Source organism: Streptomyces sp. RLA012, assembly GCF_056270325.1.
The window spans coordinates 4,625,661-4,644,620 of sequence record NZ_JBWDPA010000002.1 but is presented as its reverse complement, the minus strand read 5'-3'; the positions used below and the strand labels follow the sequence as shown (position 1 = coordinate 4,644,620).

Below are 18,960 nucleotides of genomic sequence, written 5' to 3'. Positions count from 1 at the left end.
AGGGGTGGACACTCCGATCGCTTTCAGGAGCCTGCTGCAGTGGCCAAACTGCGGCGGGCTCCGCCTCTTCGTACGGTACCGGCGGAGAGCGCCGTACCCCATCAACCCCCGGGGCCCGGGCCGTACTGAGCGCCCCCTTCACAACCTGTGCGCCGCTCCCGTAGGCGTAGCCCCCCGTGTGTCCAGCAGCAGTTGCGCCTTCACCGACAGGCCCTGGAGGTCGTAGGTGCGGTGCTGCTGGAGCAGGATCGTCAGGTCGGCGTCGGCGGCGGCCTCGTAGAGGGAGTCGGCGCGCGGGACCGGGTGGCCGAGGACGCTCCAGGCCGGGACGTGCGGGTCGTGGTAGCTGACGGACGCGCCCAGCTCCAGCAGGCGCAGTGCGATCTCGTGGGCGGGCGTGCCCTGTTGGTCGGCGAGGTCGGCCTTGTAGGTGACGCCGAGCAGGAGCACGCGCGCGGCGCGGGCCGATTTCCCGTGCTCGTTGAGGAGCGTGGCGGCGCGCTGGACGACGTACCGCGGCATGTGGCCGTTGACCTGCTGGGCCAGTTCCACCATGCGCAGGGAGCGGGGTGCGTGGCCGGTCAGGTCCTGCGGGATGCCGTGCCCGCCGACTCCGGGCCCCGGCCGGAACGCCTGGAATCCGAACGGCTTGGTCTCGGCGCAGCGGATGACGTCCCACAGGTCGACGCCCAGGCTGTGGCAGAACACGGCCATCTCGTTGACCAGGGCGATGTTGACGTGCCGGTAGTTGGTCTCCAGGAGTTGCACGGTCTCCGCCTCGCGTGGCCCCCGCGCGCGTACGACCTTGTCGGTGAGGCGCCCGTAGAAGGCGGCGGCCGACTCGGTGCAGGCGGGGGTGAGGCCGCCGATCACCTTGGGGATGTTGGCGGGGGTGAAGTCGCGGTTGCCGGGGTCGACGCGGCTGGGCGAGTACGCGAGGTGGAAGTCGCGTCCCGCGCGCAGACCGGAGCCCTCTTCGAGGAGCGGGCGCAGGAAGTCCTCCGTGGTGCCGGGGTGCACCGGTGACTCCAGGATGACGGTGGTGTGGGGGCGCAGCCGCGCGGCGAGGGTGCGGGCCGCCGCGGCCACCTGACCCAGGTCGGGCGCGCCGTCCGGGGCCGGTGGGGTCGGGGCGCAGATGACGGCGGTGCGGACGCGGCCGAGCTCGGCCGGGTTGGTGGTCGGCCGGAAGCCCCCGGAGAGCATCCGGCGCAGTTCGGCGGGGGTCAGCGAGCCGCCTTCCGGACCGGTCTTGTAGCCGAGGGTGGGGATGCCGGCGGCGACGGCGGCCTGGGCCAGGGGCAGGCCGAGATGTCCGAGTCCGATGACGGCGAGATCTGCGGGCATGGCGTGGGCCGTCCTTCCCAGTAACCGAAGCGGGACAGGTGCGCAAGCCCTGTGGACAGAACGGGCGAGTGCAATGTCAGACTAGGAGTAAATATGACCGATTTGCGGGATTGGATCGGCGAGTTTCCGGAGTGTTGTCCACAGGCTGCGGGCGTGTGGTGGCCGATGACGGGTATCCCGGTCAGACTTTGGGGCAGGGGGACGTGAGCCGGGCGCCGCCGGACAGGCGAGGCCAGCGCGACAGACAGCGGGAGGCAGCGGTGAGGACAGCGACACTGGGGCCGGCGGAGCGCGCCGAGTCACTGGCGGGAATGGCCGAGCGCGAGCTGGATGTGCTGGTGGTGGGCGCGGGCGTGGTCGGTGCGGGCACGGCGCTCGACGCCGTGACGCGCGGCCTGTCCACGGGCCTGGTCGAGGCGCGCGACTGGGCTTCGGGCACCTCCAGCAGGTCCAGCAAGCTGATCCATGGCGGCCTGCGCTATCTCGAAATGCTCGACTTCGCACTCGTGCGCGAGGCATTGAAGGAGCGTGGACTCCTTCTCGAACGGCTGGCACCGCACCTGGTGAAGCCGGTGCCCTTCCTCTACCCGCTCCAGCACAAGGGCTGGGAGCGGCTGTACGCGGGATCGGGCGTCGCCCTCTACGACGCCATGTCGTTTTCGAGCGGCCATGGCCGCGGACTGCCCACCCATCGTCATCTGACCCGCAGCCACGCCCTGCGCGTCGCCCCCGCCTTGAGGAAGGACGCGCTCGTCGGAGCGCTCCAGTACTACGACGCGCAGATGGACGACGCCCGCTATGTGGCCACCTTGGTGCGCACGGCGGCGGCGTACGGCGCGAAGGTCGCCAACCGCGCCCGTGTGACCGGCTTCCTGCGCGAGGGCGAGCGCGTGGTCGGCGCCAAGGTGCAGGACGTCGAGGGCGGCGGGGAGTACGAGATCCACGCCAGGCAGATCGTCAACGCGACGGGCGTGTGGACCGACGACACCCAGGCCATGGTGGGGGAGAGGGGCCAGTTCCACGTACGGGCCTCCAAGGGCATCCACCTGGTCGTGCCGAAGGACCGGATCAACTCCTCCACCGGCCTGATCCTGCGCACCGAGAAGTCCGTCCTCTTCGTGATCCCCTGGGGGCGGCACTGGATCGTCGGCACCACGGACACCGACTGGGACCTCGACAAGGCCCACCCCGCGGCCTCCAGCGCCGACATCGACTATCTGCTGGAGCATGTGAACTCGGTGCTCTCGGTGCCCCTGACCCGCGACGACGTGCAGGGCGTGTACGCGGGGCTGCGGCCGCTGCTCGCCGGTGAGTCGGACGCCACCAGCAAGCTGTCGCGCGAGCACACCGTGGCCCATCCGGTGCCGGGGCTCGTGGTCGTGGCGGGCGGCAAGTACACGACGTACCGGGTGATGGCCAAGGACGCGGTCGACGAGGCGGTGCACGGCCTCGACCAGCGGGTCGCCGAGTGCGTCACCGAGGACACCCCGCTGCTCGGCGCCGAGGGGTACCGGGCGCTGTGGAACGCGCGGGCGCGGATCGCCCAGCGCACCGGGCTTCACGTGGTGCGTGTGGAGCACCTGTTGAACCGCTTCGGAGCGCTCGCCGAGGAGGTCCTCGACCTCATAGCCACCAACCCCGCGCTGGGCGAACCCCTCCCCGCCGCCGAGGACTACCTCAAGGCCGAGATCGTCTACGCCGCCTCGCACGAGGGCGCCCGGCACCTGGACGACGTGCTCACCCGGCGCACCCGCATCTCCATCGAGACCTTCGACCGCGGTACGCGCAGTGCCCGTGAGGCCGCCGAGCTGATGGCGCCGGTCCTCGGCTGGGACAAGGACCAGATCGAGCGCGAGGTCGAGCACTACGAGAAGCGGGTCGAGGCCGAGCGGGAGTCCCAGCGCCAGCCGGACGACCTGACGGCGGACGCGGCGCGGCTGGGGGCGCCCGACATCGTGCCGCTCTGACCGGAGCGAGGTTTTCGCCAGAGAGGTTTTCGCCGGGTCGTGAGCTGGGATCTTTGCTCGAAGCTCGTTCGTTCTACGGGGTGCGGGAGCAGAACTCGGCAGCGAGCAGGGCGGGTTCGAGGTCCGGGTCCGCGATCCCGTCCGTGTTCACCCGGAAGGTGAGCACACGACGGCCGTCGACGGTGGCTGCGGTGCTCACATAGCTGCCGGAAATGTGGCCGTTGTGCCCCCACACCGTGATGCCGCACGACAGCTTCACGGGGAAGAGCCCCATGCCGTACGAGCCGTGTGCGGTGCGGGTGTCGAGCATCTCGCGCAGCTGGTGGGGCGGGAGCAGGTCGCCGGCGAGGAGGGCCGCGTAGAAGCGGTTCAGGTCGGCGAGCGTGGTGACCAGCTCACCCGCCGCGCCGGCCACACGCGGGTCGAGGGCGGTGACGTCGGAGCCGTCGGCGGCGTACGCGCGGCCGTGCGGGGAGGGCAGCGAGGCGCGGGCGCCCGGGAAGGAGGTGCCCGTCAGGCGGAGGGGGGTGATGATGCGGCGCTCGGCCTCGGCAGCGTAGGTGTGGCCGGTGACCCGACGGATGACCATGCCGAGCAGGACGTAGTTGGTGTTCGAGTAGGCGAAGCGGCCACGGGCGGCCGGGGGATGGGTGAGGGCGATGCGTACGGCCTGCAGCGGGGTGAGGGGGACGGTGCCCTTGGTTTCCTCGGTGAAGTCGTGGAGGCCGCTGGTGTGGGTGAGCAGGGAGCGGAGGGTCAGACGCCGGCCGTCGTTGCCCGCGCCGCGCACCAGACCCGGAAGGTGAGCGTCCACGGAGTCCGACAGGGACAGCCGGTGCTCGGCGGCCAGTTGCAGCACCACGGTCGCGATGAACGTCTTGGTGATGCTGCCCGCGCGGAAGTGGTCGGCGCGGGCGATCCCCTCGCCGGCGCGGGTGAAGAGTGAACCGGAAGCGCCCGAAGCGTCATCGGCCAGCAGGGCCGCAGCGGGGGCCTTGCCGCGGGTGACGAGGAGGGGGACGAGGCGCAGGAGGGCGCGTGCGGCGTCCGTCGCCGGGGCGGCGGGAGCGCGCGGGCTCGCCGACGTGAGGGAGTACTGGGCGACGGAGGGCACGGCGGAGTGGGAAGGCGCGGCCGCGGAGACGCGGGCGAGCAGAGCGGTGGATGCCAGGACGAGGAGGACCAGGGACACAGGTATGACCAGGAGTGTCCGAGGTGTCCTGTGCGGCGGCATCGGCGTTTCCTCCTTCTCGCGGCTCATCATGTGGGACGAACCTGTGCGGACGGTGGGTGGTTCGCAGGTGAGGGGCGTGCCGGTAGCCGGGGGCTTGGCGCCCGAAGGGCCCCCTGGGCGCTGAGCGCTTGTCGGGTGAGGGACAATGAAGGCTCTGTCAGGGCGGGTTGCATGAGGGGACGCATGTCGGAGGCGGAGCGGGCGGGAGCATCCCGTCAGGACAAGAGCGAACGTCTCCTCGCCGGGCGGTACCGGCTGGGAGATGTTCTCGGCCGCGGCGGCATGGGCACGGTGTGGCGGGCCCAGGACGAAACGCTGGGCCGCACGGTCGCCGTCAAGGAGCTGCGGTTCCCGTCGAGCATCGACGAGGACGAGAAACGACGGCTGATCACGCGCACTCTGCGTGAGGCCAAGGCGATCGCGAGGATTCGCAACAACGGCGCGGTGACGGTCTTCGACGTGGTCGACGAGGACAACCGGCCGTGGATCGTGATGGAACTCATCGAGGGCAAGTCGCTCGCCGAGGTCATCCGTGAGGACGGCGTCCTCACGCCGAAGCGCGCCGCCGAGGTGGGACTCGCGATACTCGACGTGCTGCGTTCGGCGCACCGCGAGGGCATCCTGCACCGCGATGTGAAGCCGTCGAACGTGCTGATGTCCGACGACGGCCGGGTCGTGCTCACCGACTTCGGCATCGCGCAGGTCGAGGGCGACCCGTCCATCACCTCGACGGGCATGCTCGTCGGCGCGCCCTCGTACATCTCGCCGGAGCGGGCGCGCGGTCACAAGCCCGGCCCCGCGGCCGACCTGTGGTCGCTGGGCGGTCTGCTGTACGCGTCGGTCGAGGGCGTGCCGCCCTACGACAAGGGTTCCGCGATCGCGACGCTCACCGCGGTGATGACCGAGCCGGTGGAGCAGCCGAAGAACGCGGGTCCCCTGGAGAGCGTGATCTACGGGCTGCTCGTCAAGGACCCCGCGCAGCGGCTCGACGACGAGCGCGCCCGGACGATGCTCAACGAGGTGATCCACGCCCCCGAGCCCAAGGAGACCGTGCCGGAGCCGGCGGACGCGACGAAGGTCGTGGCGCTGCCGCCGTTGCCGGACAAGGGCCAGTCCAAGGGGGAGCGGCGGCTCCGGGGCCAAGCGGGGCGAGGAGGCCGGGGAGCGGTTCCGGGGGGCGATGCGTTCCGTGCGCAAGGCCGCCTCGGCGGCCGGCGCGGCCACGGCCGCGGCCACCGCGGCGGCGACGTCACGCGCGAAGTCCGCCGGCACGGCCGACACGGGCAGTGCGGGTGGTACGGGCGGTACGGCGGCCTCCGGTTCGGTGGGTGCGGAGGGGGCGGCCGCGGTCGCTCCGACGCCTCCGGCGGCCCCGGTGCGCGACGGGGCGTCGACGCCCGGAGCGACGAAGGCCGGCCCCGCCGCGGCCACAACGGGCCCGGGGGCCGGGACGGCGGACACCGCCCGGAAGCCGGGCGCTCGCGACAGCGCGTCGGTGGGGCTGAACTCCGGCCCTGTCGGCTCGATGGGTTCAACAGGTACGGCCGGTTCAACAGGTACGGCCGGTTCAACAGGTACGGCCGGTTCGACGGGTACGAACGGTTCGACGGAGTCGAATGGTGCTGCCGGTGCTGCCGGTGCTGCCGGTGGTGCTGGTGCGGCGGGACGGGCCTCTGGGTGGCCCGTGGCGCCCGAGCGGCCGCCGCGGCCCGTGCCGCGGGCGCCGCTCACGGACGTGGTGTCGCGGCGGACGCTGGTGATCATCGCGGTGGTCGTGGCGCTCGCCGTGATCGGGACCGTGCTGGCTCTCACCGTCCGTGGTGGTGACGACAGCGGGGCGAAGGACACCAAGAGCGGTGACACCAAGGCGGCCGCGTCCAGCGGGGTGACCGCCGGCAGCGGTGGCAAGGGCGCGACCAGCGGCACCGACACCGACACCGGCAGCGGTGACAAGACGGACCGTGCCACCGGATCGGCCGTGGCCGGGAGTGCGGGCGGCAGCACGCCGAGCGCGGACACCTCCGGTGAGGCCAACACGACGAACGGGACGGGCGGCGGCAAGGAGTCGGGCGCCTCGAACTCCACCGCCCTGAAGACGTACAGGGGCAACCAGGGGTTCTCGATCGGGCTGCCCGAGGGGTGGAAGTACCAGTCGACGGACGACGCGGGGGTCCGGTTCACCGGCCCCGACGGACAGAAGCTCCTGGTCGGCTGGACGACCACGCCCAAGAGCGACCCGGTGGCGGACTGGAAGAACCAGGAGCGGTACATGACCCGCTCGCAGTACGAGCGGGTGCGAATAGAGCAGGTGGACTACCGCGGTTGGAACACGGCCGACTGGGAGTTCACCTATCAGGAGGGCGGCACGGCGTACCGGACGATCGACCGCGGGTTCGTCGTCAACGCGCATATGGGATACGGGCTGATGTACACGGCGAAGGCTTCCGTGTGGGACAGCGAACTGCGCAAGGACACCTGGCAGACGTTGACGTCGACGTTCCAGCCGAAGGCGTAGGGCTCGAACTCACAGGGTGAGGTTAGGCATGGTTCGCCCGGCGTGTCTGTTGTAGGGGTCGGTCACGGGGCGGTGACATCTCGGATCCCGACTTTGCGGGTTGCCTCCGGCACGTATCGTGAGTGGTTGCGGACCGTACGAAGCCGTAACGGGACGCGAGGCGAACGGAATTGACCACCGGGCAGCCGGGGGAGGCGTCGTGGACGACTATGCGGGACGGGTACTCGCCGACCGCTACCGCCTGCCCCTGCCGCCGTCCGACGAGTACGAATTCGCCGAGACCCGGGCCTTTGACACCTACAGCGGACAGGAAGTCCTCGTCCGGCAGGTGCCGTTGCCGGAGGTGGTCGAGGCCGAGGTGCTCGACGCGGACGGACTGCCCGAGGGGTTCGTGGCACGCGACGGCGGGGCGCGGCGCGCCTCCGCGCGCACCACGCGTCGGCCCACCGAACCCGCCGTGCGGCGGGCGATCGAGGCCGCGCAGGCGGCCGCGCAGATTCCCGACCATCCCCGGCTGGACCAGGTCTTCGACGTGTTCGCCGAGGGCGGGTCGTTGTGGATAGTGAGTGAGTTGGTGCCCGCGCGGTCGCTGGCCGCGCTGCTCGCCGAGAAGCCGCTGAGTCCCTATCGGGCGGCCGAGGTCGCCGCCGACGTCCTCACCGCGCTGCGGGTGCTGCACGCGCACGGGTGGGTGCACCGGAACATCACCGTGCGCACGGTGCTCGTCTGCGACGACGGCCGCGTGATGCTGACCGGTCTCGCGGCCGGTGCCGCGGAGGAGGCGCTGTGCGGGTACGACCCGGTACCGGTACAGGACTTCGAGGGGCCCGAGGGCCCGGCGGGTTCCGTGGGTCCGGCGGGTTCCGTGAGGTCTGCGGGGGCCGTGGGTGAGGGAGGCGGGGGCGTCGGCTCACGTCGTCCGGACGTACGGCCGGGTGCGGGCACGGGCTCAGGTGCGGGCGCGGGCGCTGGTGTCGCACGTGGCGGGGGTGGTGTCGGTGTGACCGGCGGTGGCCCCGGAGCCTCGTTCGGCGCGGTGGTGGCCAGTGCGCAGGGGGCCGATGCCGAAGCCGCGCGGCGGGCCGCGATCGAGGCGCGGGCCGAGAACGCCACGCCCGTCGGGGAACCGCCCGCCGACCCCGGAGCGGCGCTGGCACGCCGGGCCCTTGAGGCCGGGGGCGATGCCCGGGCGGCGCGGGCCGGAGCCATCGCCGCGTACCGGGCCGGAGCACGCGCCGCCGCCCGGGTGCACGAAAACCAGCGAGGGGGACCGGCGGCGCTGCCCGCGCCCCGGCCCGCCCCGCCGACCGACGCCTCCACCGCCTCCGGACCGTCGGCGCAGGGCATCGGACAGGGCATGGAGCAGCGTCCCGACACCGCGCCCCCCGGGCAGATCACCGACCCGTACGGCGTCGGTGCCGGGCGTGCGGCCGCCTGGCACGGGGCCCAGCCCCGCCCCGGTAACGACCCCGGCGGAAGCGGTGGCAACAGCGGCAACAGCGGCAACAGCGGCAACAGCGGCAACAGCGGCAACAGTGGTCCGGGACGTACGGCGCTTCCCGGCCCCGCGGCCGTGAACGGCATGGGTGGCAGTGGCAGCGGCAGCCGTACCCCCGCACTCCCGGGACCCCAGGGGAGCGTGACGCCCGCCCTCGTTCCCGGACAGCAGTCCGGCCCCGCCCCGACGCCCAACGGCCGTTGGGACGAGCTCGTCGCCGGTGCGCCGCCGCGCCGCGGCCCCGCCACCGCGCTCGCCGCCGAGCGGGCCCGGCAGGCGCGGATGGCGGTCGTCGGGCCGGTGACGGAGCGATGGGCGCCGGAGCAGGCCGGGCCGGTACACGATAACTGGCAGTTGGCGGCGCCGATCGGGCCGCAGACCGACCTGTGGGCGCTGGGCGCGCTGCTCTTCCGTGCTGTGCAGGGCCACGCGCCCTACCCGGAGGAGAACACCGCCGAGCTGGTGCAGCTGGTGTGCGCGGAGCCGCCCGCGTTCGCCGAGGAGTGCGGGCCGCTGCGGCCTGTGGTGGAGTCGCTGCTGCGGCAGGACCCCACCGAGCGACTGGACTTCGAGGAACTGCGCGGCTGGCTGCGTTCGCTGGTGCGGTCCGCGCCGGAGCCCGAGGCGGGCGCGCATGTCGTCGCGGCGCCCCCCGTCGACCCCAGCCGGCTGCCGATCGTACGGCGGCGGGGTGAGCTCGTCCGCAGGCGCCGCGCCAAACTGCCCGCGACCAGCCCGCACGCCCGTCACAAGCGCGCCAAGCACGACAGGCCGGCCAGGACGGACAGGACCGACAAGCACGACCGGTCGGCGAGGCAGGCCAGATCGCCCGGTGCGGCCGGTGCGGCCCAGCCCCGGAAGCTGGGCCGGAACCTGCTGCTCATGGTTCTGCTCCTGCTGGCCGCGGCGGTCGCGTACGCCATGGTCTTCATGCCGAAGACCGGTCAGAACGACGGGCGGACCGGTTCCGCGAGCGAGGTGAGCCCCGCACCGGAGAACTCTCCGGGAAACGGCACGGGCGCCGACGGGAGCGCGAGCAGCGCACCGCGCCCCGAACAGACCTCACCGGACACGAACCCGACCCCCTCGGGCTCGGCCAGTTCGACGACCGCACAGTCCAACGACCCCGGGGTCGCCCAGGGCTTCTCGCTCCGCAAGGACTCCGAGGGCTTCCAGGTCGCCGTGGCCAACGGCTGGGACCGGACGCCCAAGAACGGGAGCGGCCAGATCGTCTACTCCCACGGCGACTTCGAGCTCATCGTCGTACCCGGACGGGACAGCACCGCCACGTACGGCGGTGATCCGCTGACCTATCAGCGGGAGAGGGAGAGCGAGTTGCAGCCGTTCCGCGACTCGACCTGGGCCACGTCCAGCGGTATGCGGCGTATCGACGTGGGCGGACGGACCATGGCCGAGGGGCAGTTCACCTGGCAGAACTCGGCTGGTCAGGAGCTGTATGTACGCAATCTCGCGATCATCGTCGGCGGGCGCTACCACGTGGTGCAGGTACGCGGCCCGGAGGCCGAACGGGACGAGGTGACACGGCTGTACGAGCAGGCGTCGGCGACGTACCAGGTCACCGGATGAGCCACCCGCGCGCCTCAAAAGACACTGAACGCGGGGTGGTTCCCTCCCGTACCCGGAAGGGAGAACCGTCACAGTGCGGTCTCCGTACGACCCCGCCGGTTCCCTGCGCGGGGACCGCTCCTTAGTCTGACCCTGTCAAGACCATTGCGGGGAAACGTGAATCAGATGCAGGGCCTGCTCCTCGCGGGCCGCTACCGGCTTGTCGAATCCATCGGCAGTGGTGGCATGGGCCGGGTTTGGCGCGCCCACGACGAGGTGCTGCACCGCGCGGTCGCGATCAAGGAACTGACGGCCGCGCTGTATGTGACGGAGAGCGACCGGGCCGTGCTGCTGGCGCGCACCCACGCCGAGGCGCGGGCCGCCGCCCGGATCAACCACTCGGCCGTCGTCACCGTGCACGACGTCCTGGATCACGACAACCGCCCGTGGATCGTCATGGAGCTGGTCGAGGGCAACTCGCTGGCCGACGAGGTCAAGGCGCAGGGGCGCGTCGCACCGACCGAGGCGGCGCGCATCGGGCTGTGGGTGCTGCGCGCGCTGCGGGCCGCGCACGCCGCCGGAGTACTGCACCGGGATGTGAAGCCCGGGAACGTGCTCCTGTCCACCGACCGGCGGGTGCTGCTCACCGACTTCGGGATCGCGCAGGTCGAGGGCGACACGACCATCACCCGCACCGGCGAGATCGTCGGCTCGGTCGACTATCTGGCGCCCGAGCGGGTGCGCGGCCACGATCCCGGTCCGTCCGCGGACCTGTGGGCGCTCGGCGCGACGCTGTACACGGCGGTGGAGGGGCGGTCGCCGTTCCGGCGGACCTCGCCGCTGACCACCATGCAGGCCGTGGTCGACGAGGAGCCCGAGGCGTCGCGGAACGCCGGTCCGCTCGGGCCGGTCATCACCGCGCTGCTGCACAAGGATCCCGCCCACCGGCCCGGTGCGGAGGAGGTCGAGCAGATGCTCGCCGAGGCCGCGGAGGGGCGCCGGCCGAGCGCGGCGCAGATGTATGTGCCGACGCAGCATGTGGATACGGGCAATCCGGGAGCGGGCGCGTTCGGGGCGGAGCCACACGGGTCGGCCGCATACGGGTCGGCCGCATACGGGTCGGCGGCCCACGGGGCGGCGCCGCGTGGTGCGGTGGCCCACGGGTCGGTGGCGCACGGGTCGGTGGCCCATGGAGCCACCCCGACGGTTCCTGAGCCGGTGCCCGGATACGCCCCTGTCGGTCCTGGCGTCCCGGGCGGTCCCGGCATCCCCCGGAGGCGGCGCCGCGGTCGTACGATCGCCCTTGTCGTCGTGCTCGCCGCGCTGATCGGCGGTGGCGGCGCCGTGGCCATGAACTACATGAACAGCACGCGGACGGACGGCGCGGACGGCGGTGCCACGAAGCCCGGTGTCACGAAGCCCGGCGCCACCGAGCCCGGGAGCACGCCGAGCGGCACCTCGGGCACCCAGCAGCCGTCCGGAGTCGTGCCCGACACCTGGGTGCAGCAGGACGACGTCGAGGGCTTCACCATCTCGCTGCCCGACAAGACCTGGAAGCGGCAGGCCAACGGCAATCAGGTCGACTACACGCCCGACGGAGGCCAGCACTTCGTCCGGATCGCCATCGACGACTCGCCGGACTTCCCCACCCCGTACGCACACCAGCAGGACCTGGACCAGCAGTTGACCAAGCTGGTCGACTACAAGCGCGTGCTGCTGCAGTCCAACACGTTCCGGGACTGCCCGGGCTCGCTGTGGGACTTCACCTGGACCGCGCTGCCGCAACAGACGCCGTTCCCCGGCAAGCGGCGGGCGATCGAGCAGACGTATCTCAGCCGCGAAGGCGTCGAGTACGCGATCTACATGTCCGCGCCCGCGGCGGACTGGGACACCACGCGCCCGCAGTTCGACGCGATACTGCGCGGCTGGCTCCCCAAGACCTGACGGGCCGGCGGCGTGACGGGTCTGCCGGCCCGGCGGGGGCTCAGGGGTGTCTGAGGGGGCCTGAGTGTGGGTCCGAGTGTGGGTCCGAGCGGGCTGACGAGGCCGGATAACGGCCATCGGGAGGACAGGAGCCCGGAGGGCGTCCGTCCGGTGCGGCATGATGGGGCGCATGGGGACCGAGGGGGAGAACCGCCGTGTGATCGCGGGCCGTTACCGGCTGGATGCCAGGATCGGGCGGGGCGGCATGGGTGTCGTCTGGCGGGCCACCGATCAACTGCTCGGCCGGCAGGTCGCGGTGAAGGAGCTCGCCCTCGACGACTCCCTCTCCGACGACGAGGCCCGGATGCAGCGCGACCGCACCCTGCGCGAGGCCCGCGCGGTCGCCCAGCTGCACCACCCGCACATCATCGTCGTGCACGACGTGGTCGAGGAGGCCGAACGGCCGTACATCGTCATGGAGCTGATCGACGGCGGCTCGCTCGCCGAGCGGATCTCCGCCGACGGTCCGGTCGACGCGCGCGAGGCCGCCCGGATCGGGATGGCCCTCCTCGGCGCACTGCGCCGCGCGCACGACGCGGGCGTCCTGCACCGCGACCTCAAACCCGCGAACGTCCTGATGGAGGCGGGCACCGACCGCGTCGTGCTCACCGACTTCGGTATCGCCCAGGTCGCGGGCGCCACCACGCTCACCGAGAGCGGGTCGTTCGTCGGCTCGCCGGAGTACACCGCGCCCGAGCGGATGTCCGGGGCCAGGACCGGCCCCGAGTCCGATCTGTGGTCGCTCGGTGCGCTGCTCTGCACCGTCCTGAGCGGCGAATCGCCCTTCCGCCGCGACTCGTTGGGCGGCATCCTGCACGCCGTCGTCATGGACGAGATCCGCCCGCCCGCGCAGGCCGCGCCGCTGCTTCCCGTCGTACGGGGGCTGCTGGAGCGCGATCCGGACCGGCGGCTCGACGCGGTGGAGGCGGAGCGGCTGCTCAAGGCGTTCCTGGAGACGGGACGTACGCCGCGGGCGGCGTCGGCGGGGTACACGCCGACCCAGCGGGACGTACCGAAGCGGAAGCCACCGGTCCAGTCGACCCCGCACCTCTCCCCTCCGCCGGTCTCTCCCTCGGCCGGCGTGTCCGACCGCCCCGCGAAGCGCTCCACGCGGAGCCTGCTCGTCGTGGCGGTACTGGTCGCCGCCCTCGCCGGGGCGGGGGTGACGGTGGCGCTGCTGATGAACGACGACGGTGACGGGGGCGGTACACCGGCCCCGTCCGCCAGTTCGGTGCCGGGGACGCCGACGAGCGTGTCGAGGTCCCCGAGCGCATCGGCGCCGTCGTCGGTGTCGCCGGCGGCATCTCCGCGACCCGGCCCCACGGTCACCGTCACCCGGCAGCAGACGCCGACCTCCGCCTCCGGCCCGGCGCCCTCGGGGTACCGGACGGTGCACGATCCGGACGGGTTCTCGCTCGCCGTGCCCGACGACTTCACGCGCGACCCGCAGGGCGAGCGGATCTTCTACATGTCGCCGGGCCAGACCTTCCGCATCGGCATCAAGGTGACCGACCCCGAACCGGGCGGCCCGCTCGCGGTGATGCGGAGCGCCGACTCCGACGGGCCGTCCACCAACCCCGGGTACCACGACGGCACCGTCACCTCGACCACCCACGACGGACAGCCCGCCGCGCTCTGGGAGTTCACCTGGAACGGCTTCACCAAGGCGGAGGGCGCGCGGCACACGTACGACCTCTGCTGGGAGGACAGCGGCCGGATGTACGACGTGTGGGTGTCGGCGCCGGTCGGAAGGGTGACGGAGGCGAAGGAGTACTTCGACGTGGCGCTGGACACCTTCGCAGCCTCATAAACGGTGCATAAGCGGCGCCGTGCGTCACGGGTCTGTGACCGGTGGGGGGCGCGTCTGGATGCGGGAGTGCGTGCCGCGATAGGGATGGACCCATGAGGAACAACGGGGGAGTCCCTTTCGGATCCGACGAGCCAACGAGTTTCGGTCTGCAACCGCCCCGGCCGGCGGTTCCGGAGCAGCAGCAGGGCGTCCCGTACCCGAACAATCCGTACGCCACGCCGACCCGGGTCGTTCCGGAGCCGACGGTCGAGTCCGCGCCCGAGCCCGGTACCGGACGGCTGATCGCGGGCCGTTACCGGCTGCTCGCCAAGCTCGGCCACGGCGGGATGGGGACGGTCTGGCGGGCCAAGGACGAGACGGTGGACCGTGAGGTCGCGGTCAAGGAACCGCGTATCCCGGACCATTTTCCCGAGCGTGAACGTGCCAACGCCTTCGAGCGGATGCGCCGCGAGGCGCGCGCCGCGGCCCGGCTCGACCACCCGGCGGTGGTGAACGTCCACGATGTCGCGGTCGTGGACGGACAGCCCTGGATCGTCATGGAGCTGGTGCGGGGCCGTTCGCTCGGCGCCGCCCTGGAGGAGGGCACCCTCGGGGCGCGGGAGGCGGCGCGCATCGGCCTGGAGGTGCTCGGCGCGCTGGAGGCCGCGCACGCGGCGGGCATCCTGCACCGTGACGTCAAGCCCGACAACATCCTGCTCGGTCCGCACGGCCGGGTCGTCCTCACCGACTTCGGCATCGCGCGGACCGAGGGCGAGACGAACCTGACGGACGCGGGCGGCTTCGTCGGCTCGCCCGAGTACATCGCGCCGGAACGGGTGCTGGGCCGGCTTCCGGGCCCGGCCTCCGACCTCTGGGCGCTCGGTGTCGTCCTGTACGCGGCCACGGAGGGCGTGTCGCCCTTCCGCCGCAGCAACACGCCGGCGACGCTCCAGTCCGTCCTCAACTCCACCCCGGCGGCGCCCGCTTCGGCCCGGGGGCCGCTGGCGGAGGCGATCAACGGGCTGCTGGACAAGGACCCGGCACGCAGACCCGGCGCGGACCGGGTCCGCCGTCTCCTGGAGGAGGTCGTCGAACCGCCGGTCCCGGAACCGACGCAGGTGGCGGCGGTCGCCGCTCCGGTCGGCAAGGGTCCGCAGGTGAGCCGCAAGGCCCTGTTCGGACTGGGTGCGGCGATGGTCGCGGTGATCGCGGTGGCGGCCCTGGTGGCGTACGTGGTGATCGCGGACCCGTTCGCGGGGCCACTGCCCGACGGCTGGAAGAAGCGTCACGAGACGGATGTCGCCGCGACGCCGGCGGTGCCCGAGGGCTATCAGAGAGCGACGCCGGACCGGACCTCGGGCAAGGGGCACTGGGTCACGTACACCGACTGGAGCGGCAGCATCTGGATCGGTCTGACCCTGACCCGGAAGTCCGAGGACACGACCCACCAGATCAAGGACTCCGCGGCCGCCGAAATGTACGCCGACAACGGCGACTTCAAGGACAGCGGCGCGTACGAGCTCAGCATGCCCGAGGGCCCGCGGACGGACCCGAAGGAGACGAAGTACCACGGCAGGCAGTCCGCCGAGAACACGGTCGTCTACACGACCACCGACAGCCAGGACCCGCGCCCGCGCGAGGTGAGGATCTTCTACTACGAGTCGTCCAAGGGCGACATGTACAAGCTCACGATCAGCTATCCGGGCAAGGGCGACTTCACGGCACGCGGCCGTGAAGTCGCCAGGACGGCGATCGCGAACCTGGCCGTCGACAAGCCGTAGGCGGCCGGGGCGGCCCAGGGGCTGAAGCGGCCAGGGCGGGGGCAGGCGGGGCCGGGCAGGTTCAGGCGAGCTTGGCGGCCTGGGCCTTGATCAGGTCGGCGGGGATATCGTAGTCCTTCGCCTTCGCGTCGTTGCCGAACGCCGCCAGGCTCAGCGAGTAGTACGTCGCGACCGTGCCGCCGTGCCGTACGACCTCGGCGTGCACGACGGCCCCGCCGCTGTCCGCGCCTCCGGTCACGGCGAAGGCGACCGACTCGTCGCCGCTGCCCGAGGCCTTCTCCGCCGCGACCTCGGTGAACTTCTCGGTGTCGCCCTTCGCGGTGGCCTGGAAGCCGCCGGCGCAGCTCTCGACCGCGTCGGAGACGGAGGACATGGTCTTCTGGGCGCCCTCACCCTCGTAGGAGGAGAGCGAGACGATGGTGATCGTGCCGCCGAGGGTGTCGGTGATCGAGTTCAGCGCGTCGTCGACCTCTTCCTCCGTCATGTCCTCCAGGTCCTTGCTGGGGGACGCGGTGGCGTCGCCGGCCACCGGCGTGGCCATGGTGTTGACGTACGCGGTCGAGTCGCCCGGCGCGAAGCCGGTGAGGACGTACGCGAGCGGCGCGCACTTCTCGTCGACGACCGTGATGTCCTCCTTGGAGGAGGCGAACTGGTCGGACTGGTCGGCCGCCTCGAACCGGTATCCGGCGGCGTCGCTCTTGCCGATGAGCAGCTTCTTCAGCTCGGTGTCGCTCAGGGCCTTCGCCGCGGCCGTCGACTTCTCGGCTCCGCCGGCCTTGTCGGAGGAGCCCGAGTCGGAGCCGCCGGCGGAGGAACCGTCGGAGGAACAACCGGTGGCCAGGGCGAGTGCGAGCGCCGATGTCACCACGGCGATGGCGGGACGCGCCAGCGCGGATCTCTTCATTCTGGGAAAGTCCTTCGTGCCTTCGATGTGCGGACACGGCCGGCCGCGCGACTGAGCGCGGCCGAAAGATGCCGTGTACATGAGGTGAAAGGACTATGGAGTAAGAGTCAAGGAAACGTCAAGCGAGTAAAGGGATCGCCAAAGCCGCCGTCGGCCGGGGCGCCGGTGACGCCCCGTCGGTCACGGCTTCAGCTTGCCCGCGACCGCCTTGACCAGGTCCGTCTTCGCCACCAGCAGCGCGAAGCGGTTTCCGGCGCCGGACGCCGGCTTCGCGTACCAGGGCAGGCCCCGGCGGCGCCACTTGGCCGGTGCCAGTTCCTTCGGGAGCCGGGGAAGGGACGTCGACCAGCCGGAGAGTCGCAGTTCGCCGCTCCAGGTGCCCTCGGGGAGGTCGGACGCGGGCACCCGGGCGGTGAAGGTGTCGCTGTGCGCGGTGCCGGTGACCGGGAAGGTGGCCGTCTTGCCGCTGTCGCTGCTGAGCACCAGGGCCATCGGCCCGTCGGGGTACGCGCCGAGCGTCCACCGTCCGGTGATCTGCAGTTCGGTGGGGGTGCTGGCGTTCCAGCGCACCTCGCCGATCTTCAGGTGCGACAGCACCCGGTGCTTCTTCTCGCCGAGATCGATCGTGAAGTTGCCGTGCGGGTTGGTGGTGTAGACGGTGACGGGGCGGACGCCCCGCGCGGTGTCGAGGACACGGGTGTCGGCCTTGCCGGACACGTCCTCGGACCGCTTGCTGCCGATCCGCACCTCGCGCGACAGCCCCTGGGCGCCGATCGCCAGGGATATGTCCCACAGCCCGTCACCGAGCGGGGCGCCGTCGGCGGCGGTGTCGATGTCGACGGAGGCCGCGAATCCGGCCTTCTCGTAGGCGTAGCGGCCCTCGTCCTCGTCCGCGCCGAGGCCGGGGGTGGGGGTGTGCAGGACCGGGAGGCGGTACTCGGTCCCGTTGTCGCGCTCGCGCAGCACGAGTTCGGTGGTCACGTCCTCGGTCGCCACGCGGTGCAGATACGCGTGCCCGGCGAGGTGGAGTGTGGTGCCGCGCAGTTCGGCCCGGGAGACGTTGTGCCGGACGCCGACCTTGTCGGTGACGTCGTAGCAGATGTCCGGGACGGCGCGGGCGGGGTCGCGGAGGAAGGGGTAGCGGGCGTAGGCCCGGCCGTCCTCGATGAGGAGGGGGGTGGAGATGCCGCTTCTGCCCAGGTCCTTCTCGAACTGGATCAGTTCGAGGATCTCGTCGAGCATCCGATGGCGGATCAGGTGCACCCGCAGCCGGGCCATGGCCGAGAGCTGGTCGTTGATCCCGTCGTGCCACACCCGGTCGATGATCTCGGCCATCCGGGCGAGCGTCTTCTCCTGCTCGCTGCGGGCCTCGTGCACCAGACAGCCCTTGAGGAGCACCAGCACCTCGACGGTCAGGTGACGGTGCACCAGGTGGTCGCGGCCGGGGCCGGACGGCACGTTGTCCAGCAGCAGGTCGATCATGGCGGAGAGGAACTGCAGCCGGGGCTCCGAGCCCACGGTCCGCGTCGTGACATTGCCCCCGTCGTCCCGCAGGGTGCAGAACAGGCAGTCGTAGTCGGCGATGACGGAGACACCCGACGCGTTCAGGTACGCCAGAGCCGTGAACGGCTGGTCCTCGCCGACGGGCAGGCCGGACGCGAAACGCAGCTTGTGCCGCTCCAGCAGCTCGCGGCGGAACAGCTTCAGCGGGCTGAGCGTCCAGTAGATACGGGAGTTGAAGACGTCGGTCTTCGGCTGATTGCGCTTGAACATGGAAGCGGGCATTCCGCGTCCGCCGACGCCCACCATTTTTCCGAGGACGATGTCCGTGCCGTTCTTCTCCGCCATGGCGACCATGCGTTCCAGGGTCTCCGGACCCACATAGTCGTCGGCGTCGAGAAAGAATACGTACTCCCCGCGCGCAAGCCCGAGTCCGCGATTTCGGGGAGCGCCGGGCCCGCCCGAGTTCTCCTGCCGGACGACCTGCAGCAGCCCCGGGTACACGCTGGTCAGACGCTCCAGCTCGGCCGAGGTGCCGTCGGTCGAGCCGTCGTCGACGATGATGACTTCCATCTGCTCTTGGCCGATGCTTTGCTCGGCGAGAGAGGAAACGCTGCGCGTCACGTAAGGCATCGCGTTGTACGCGGCGATAATCACCGACACGGTGGGCACAGCCATCGTCACATTCTCCTGGGCAGGAAGGGGCAACCTCGTTCCTGGGCCGCGCTGGAAACCGTCTGGGCGAGGTTCATCAGCGGGAGAGAAGGTGCCGACAGGTATGTGAACATACCGTGAGTTGCCAGTGTGTTCAACATGAATGATCGATGAAGTGCCAGCTCAGCCTGTGGTTCGGGTCACTTGGGCTGGGGTCGGTTT

Annotated in this window: 9 protein-coding genes and 1 pseudogene; 6 read left to right on the top strand and 4 right to left on the bottom strand. The window is 71.6% G+C overall.

The genetic code is table 11. The features are described from left to right. Positions 1-138: 138 nt before the first annotated feature. A complete protein-coding gene (locus tag RV986_RS20930) occupies positions 139-1,347 on the bottom strand; it encodes a nucleotide sugar dehydrogenase (protein ID WP_475918883.1) in 1,209 nt (402 codons plus the stop codon). 260 nt (positions 1,348-1,607) lie between these two features. Between RV986_RS20930 and RV986_RS20925 the strand changes: the two genes are divergently transcribed. Further along, positions 1,608-3,314, top strand: coding sequence for a glycerol-3-phosphate dehydrogenase/oxidase (locus RV986_RS20925; protein WP_475918882.1), 1,707 nt, complete (start codon positions 1,608-1,610; stop codon positions 3,312-3,314). 73 nt (positions 3,315-3,387) lie between these two features. On the opposite strand, the gene RV986_RS20920 is transcribed toward RV986_RS20925, so the two are convergent. Continuing rightward, complete coding sequence (locus RV986_RS20920; protein ID WP_475918881.1) at positions 3,388-4,548, bottom strand: serine hydrolase domain-containing protein; 1,161 nt, start codon at positions 4,546-4,548, stop codon at positions 3,388-3,390. 183 nt (positions 4,549-4,731) lie between these two features. On the opposite strand from RV986_RS20920, the pseudogene RV986_RS20915 reads away from it, so the two are divergent. The 5 genes and pseudogenes from RV986_RS20915 (at position 4,732) to RV986_RS20895 (ending at position 15,680) form a co-directional block, all read left to right on the top strand. Further along, positions 4,732-7,063: pseudogene (locus tag RV986_RS20915) on the top strand (serine/threonine-protein kinase). Positions 7,064-7,262: 199 nt separating this feature from the next. Further along, positions 7,263-10,148 (top strand): protein kinase domain-containing protein, encoded by a 2,886-nt coding sequence (locus tag RV986_RS20910; protein WP_475918880.1) that lies wholly within the window; start codon positions 7,263-7,265, stop codon positions 10,146-10,148. Positions 10,149-10,313: 165 nt separating this feature from the next. Then, on the top strand, positions 10,314-12,071 hold the full coding sequence (locus RV986_RS20905; protein ID WP_475924360.1) for a serine/threonine-protein kinase: 1,758 nt from the start codon (positions 10,314-10,316) through the stop codon (positions 12,069-12,071). A 169-nt stretch (positions 12,072-12,240) separates the two neighbouring features. Next, positions 12,241-13,920 (top strand): serine/threonine-protein kinase, encoded by a 1,680-nt coding sequence (locus RV986_RS20900; protein ID WP_475918879.1) that lies wholly within the window; start codon positions 12,241-12,243, stop codon positions 13,918-13,920. A 92-nt stretch (positions 13,921-14,012) separates the two neighbouring features. Next, positions 14,013-15,680 carry a serine/threonine-protein kinase gene (locus RV986_RS20895; RefSeq protein WP_475918878.1) on the top strand — a complete coding sequence of 556 codons (1,668 nt, stop codon included), beginning with the start codon at positions 14,013-14,015 and terminating at the stop codon, positions 15,678-15,680. A 61-nt stretch (positions 15,681-15,741) separates the two neighbouring features. Here RV986_RS20895 and RV986_RS20890 read toward each other — a convergent pair whose 3' ends face one another. After that, positions 15,742-16,584 (bottom strand): hypothetical protein, encoded by an 843-nt coding sequence (locus RV986_RS20890; protein WP_475918877.1) that lies wholly within the window; start codon positions 16,582-16,584, stop codon positions 15,742-15,744. 180 nt (positions 16,585-16,764) lie between these two features. Beyond that, positions 16,765-18,762 (bottom strand): glycosyltransferase family 2 protein, encoded by a 1,998-nt coding sequence (locus RV986_RS20885; protein ID WP_475918876.1) that lies wholly within the window; start codon positions 18,760-18,762, stop codon positions 16,765-16,767. Between the last annotated feature and the right edge of the window lie 198 nt (positions 18,763-18,960).

Excerpts from the sequence above, each read along its gene's own strand:
- RV986_RS20930 (WP_475918883.1), bottom strand. The coding sequence starts at position 1,347 with ATGCCCGCAGATCTCGCCGTCATCGGACTCGGACATCTCGGCCTGCCC.
- RV986_RS20920 (WP_475918881.1), bottom strand. The coding sequence starts at position 4,548 with ATGCCGCCGCACAGGACACCTCGGACACTCCTGGTCATACCTGTGTCC.
- RV986_RS20905 (WP_475924360.1), top strand. The coding sequence starts at position 10,314 with ATGCAGGGCCTGCTCCTCGCGGGCCGCTACCGGCTTGTCGAATCCATC.
- RV986_RS20900 (WP_475918879.1), top strand. The coding sequence starts at position 12,241 with ATGGGGACCGAGGGGGAGAACCGCCGTGTGATCGCGGGCCGTTACCGG.
- RV986_RS20895 (WP_475918878.1), top strand. The coding sequence starts at position 14,013 with ATGAGGAACAACGGGGGAGTCCCTTTCGGATCCGACGAGCCAACGAGT.
- RV986_RS20890 (WP_475918877.1), bottom strand. The coding sequence starts at position 16,584 with ATGAAGAGATCCGCGCTGGCGCGTCCCGCCATCGCCGTGGTGACATCG.
- RV986_RS20885 (WP_475918876.1), bottom strand. The coding sequence starts at position 18,762 with ATGGCTGTGCCCACCGTGTCGGTGATTATCGCCGCGTACAACGCGATG.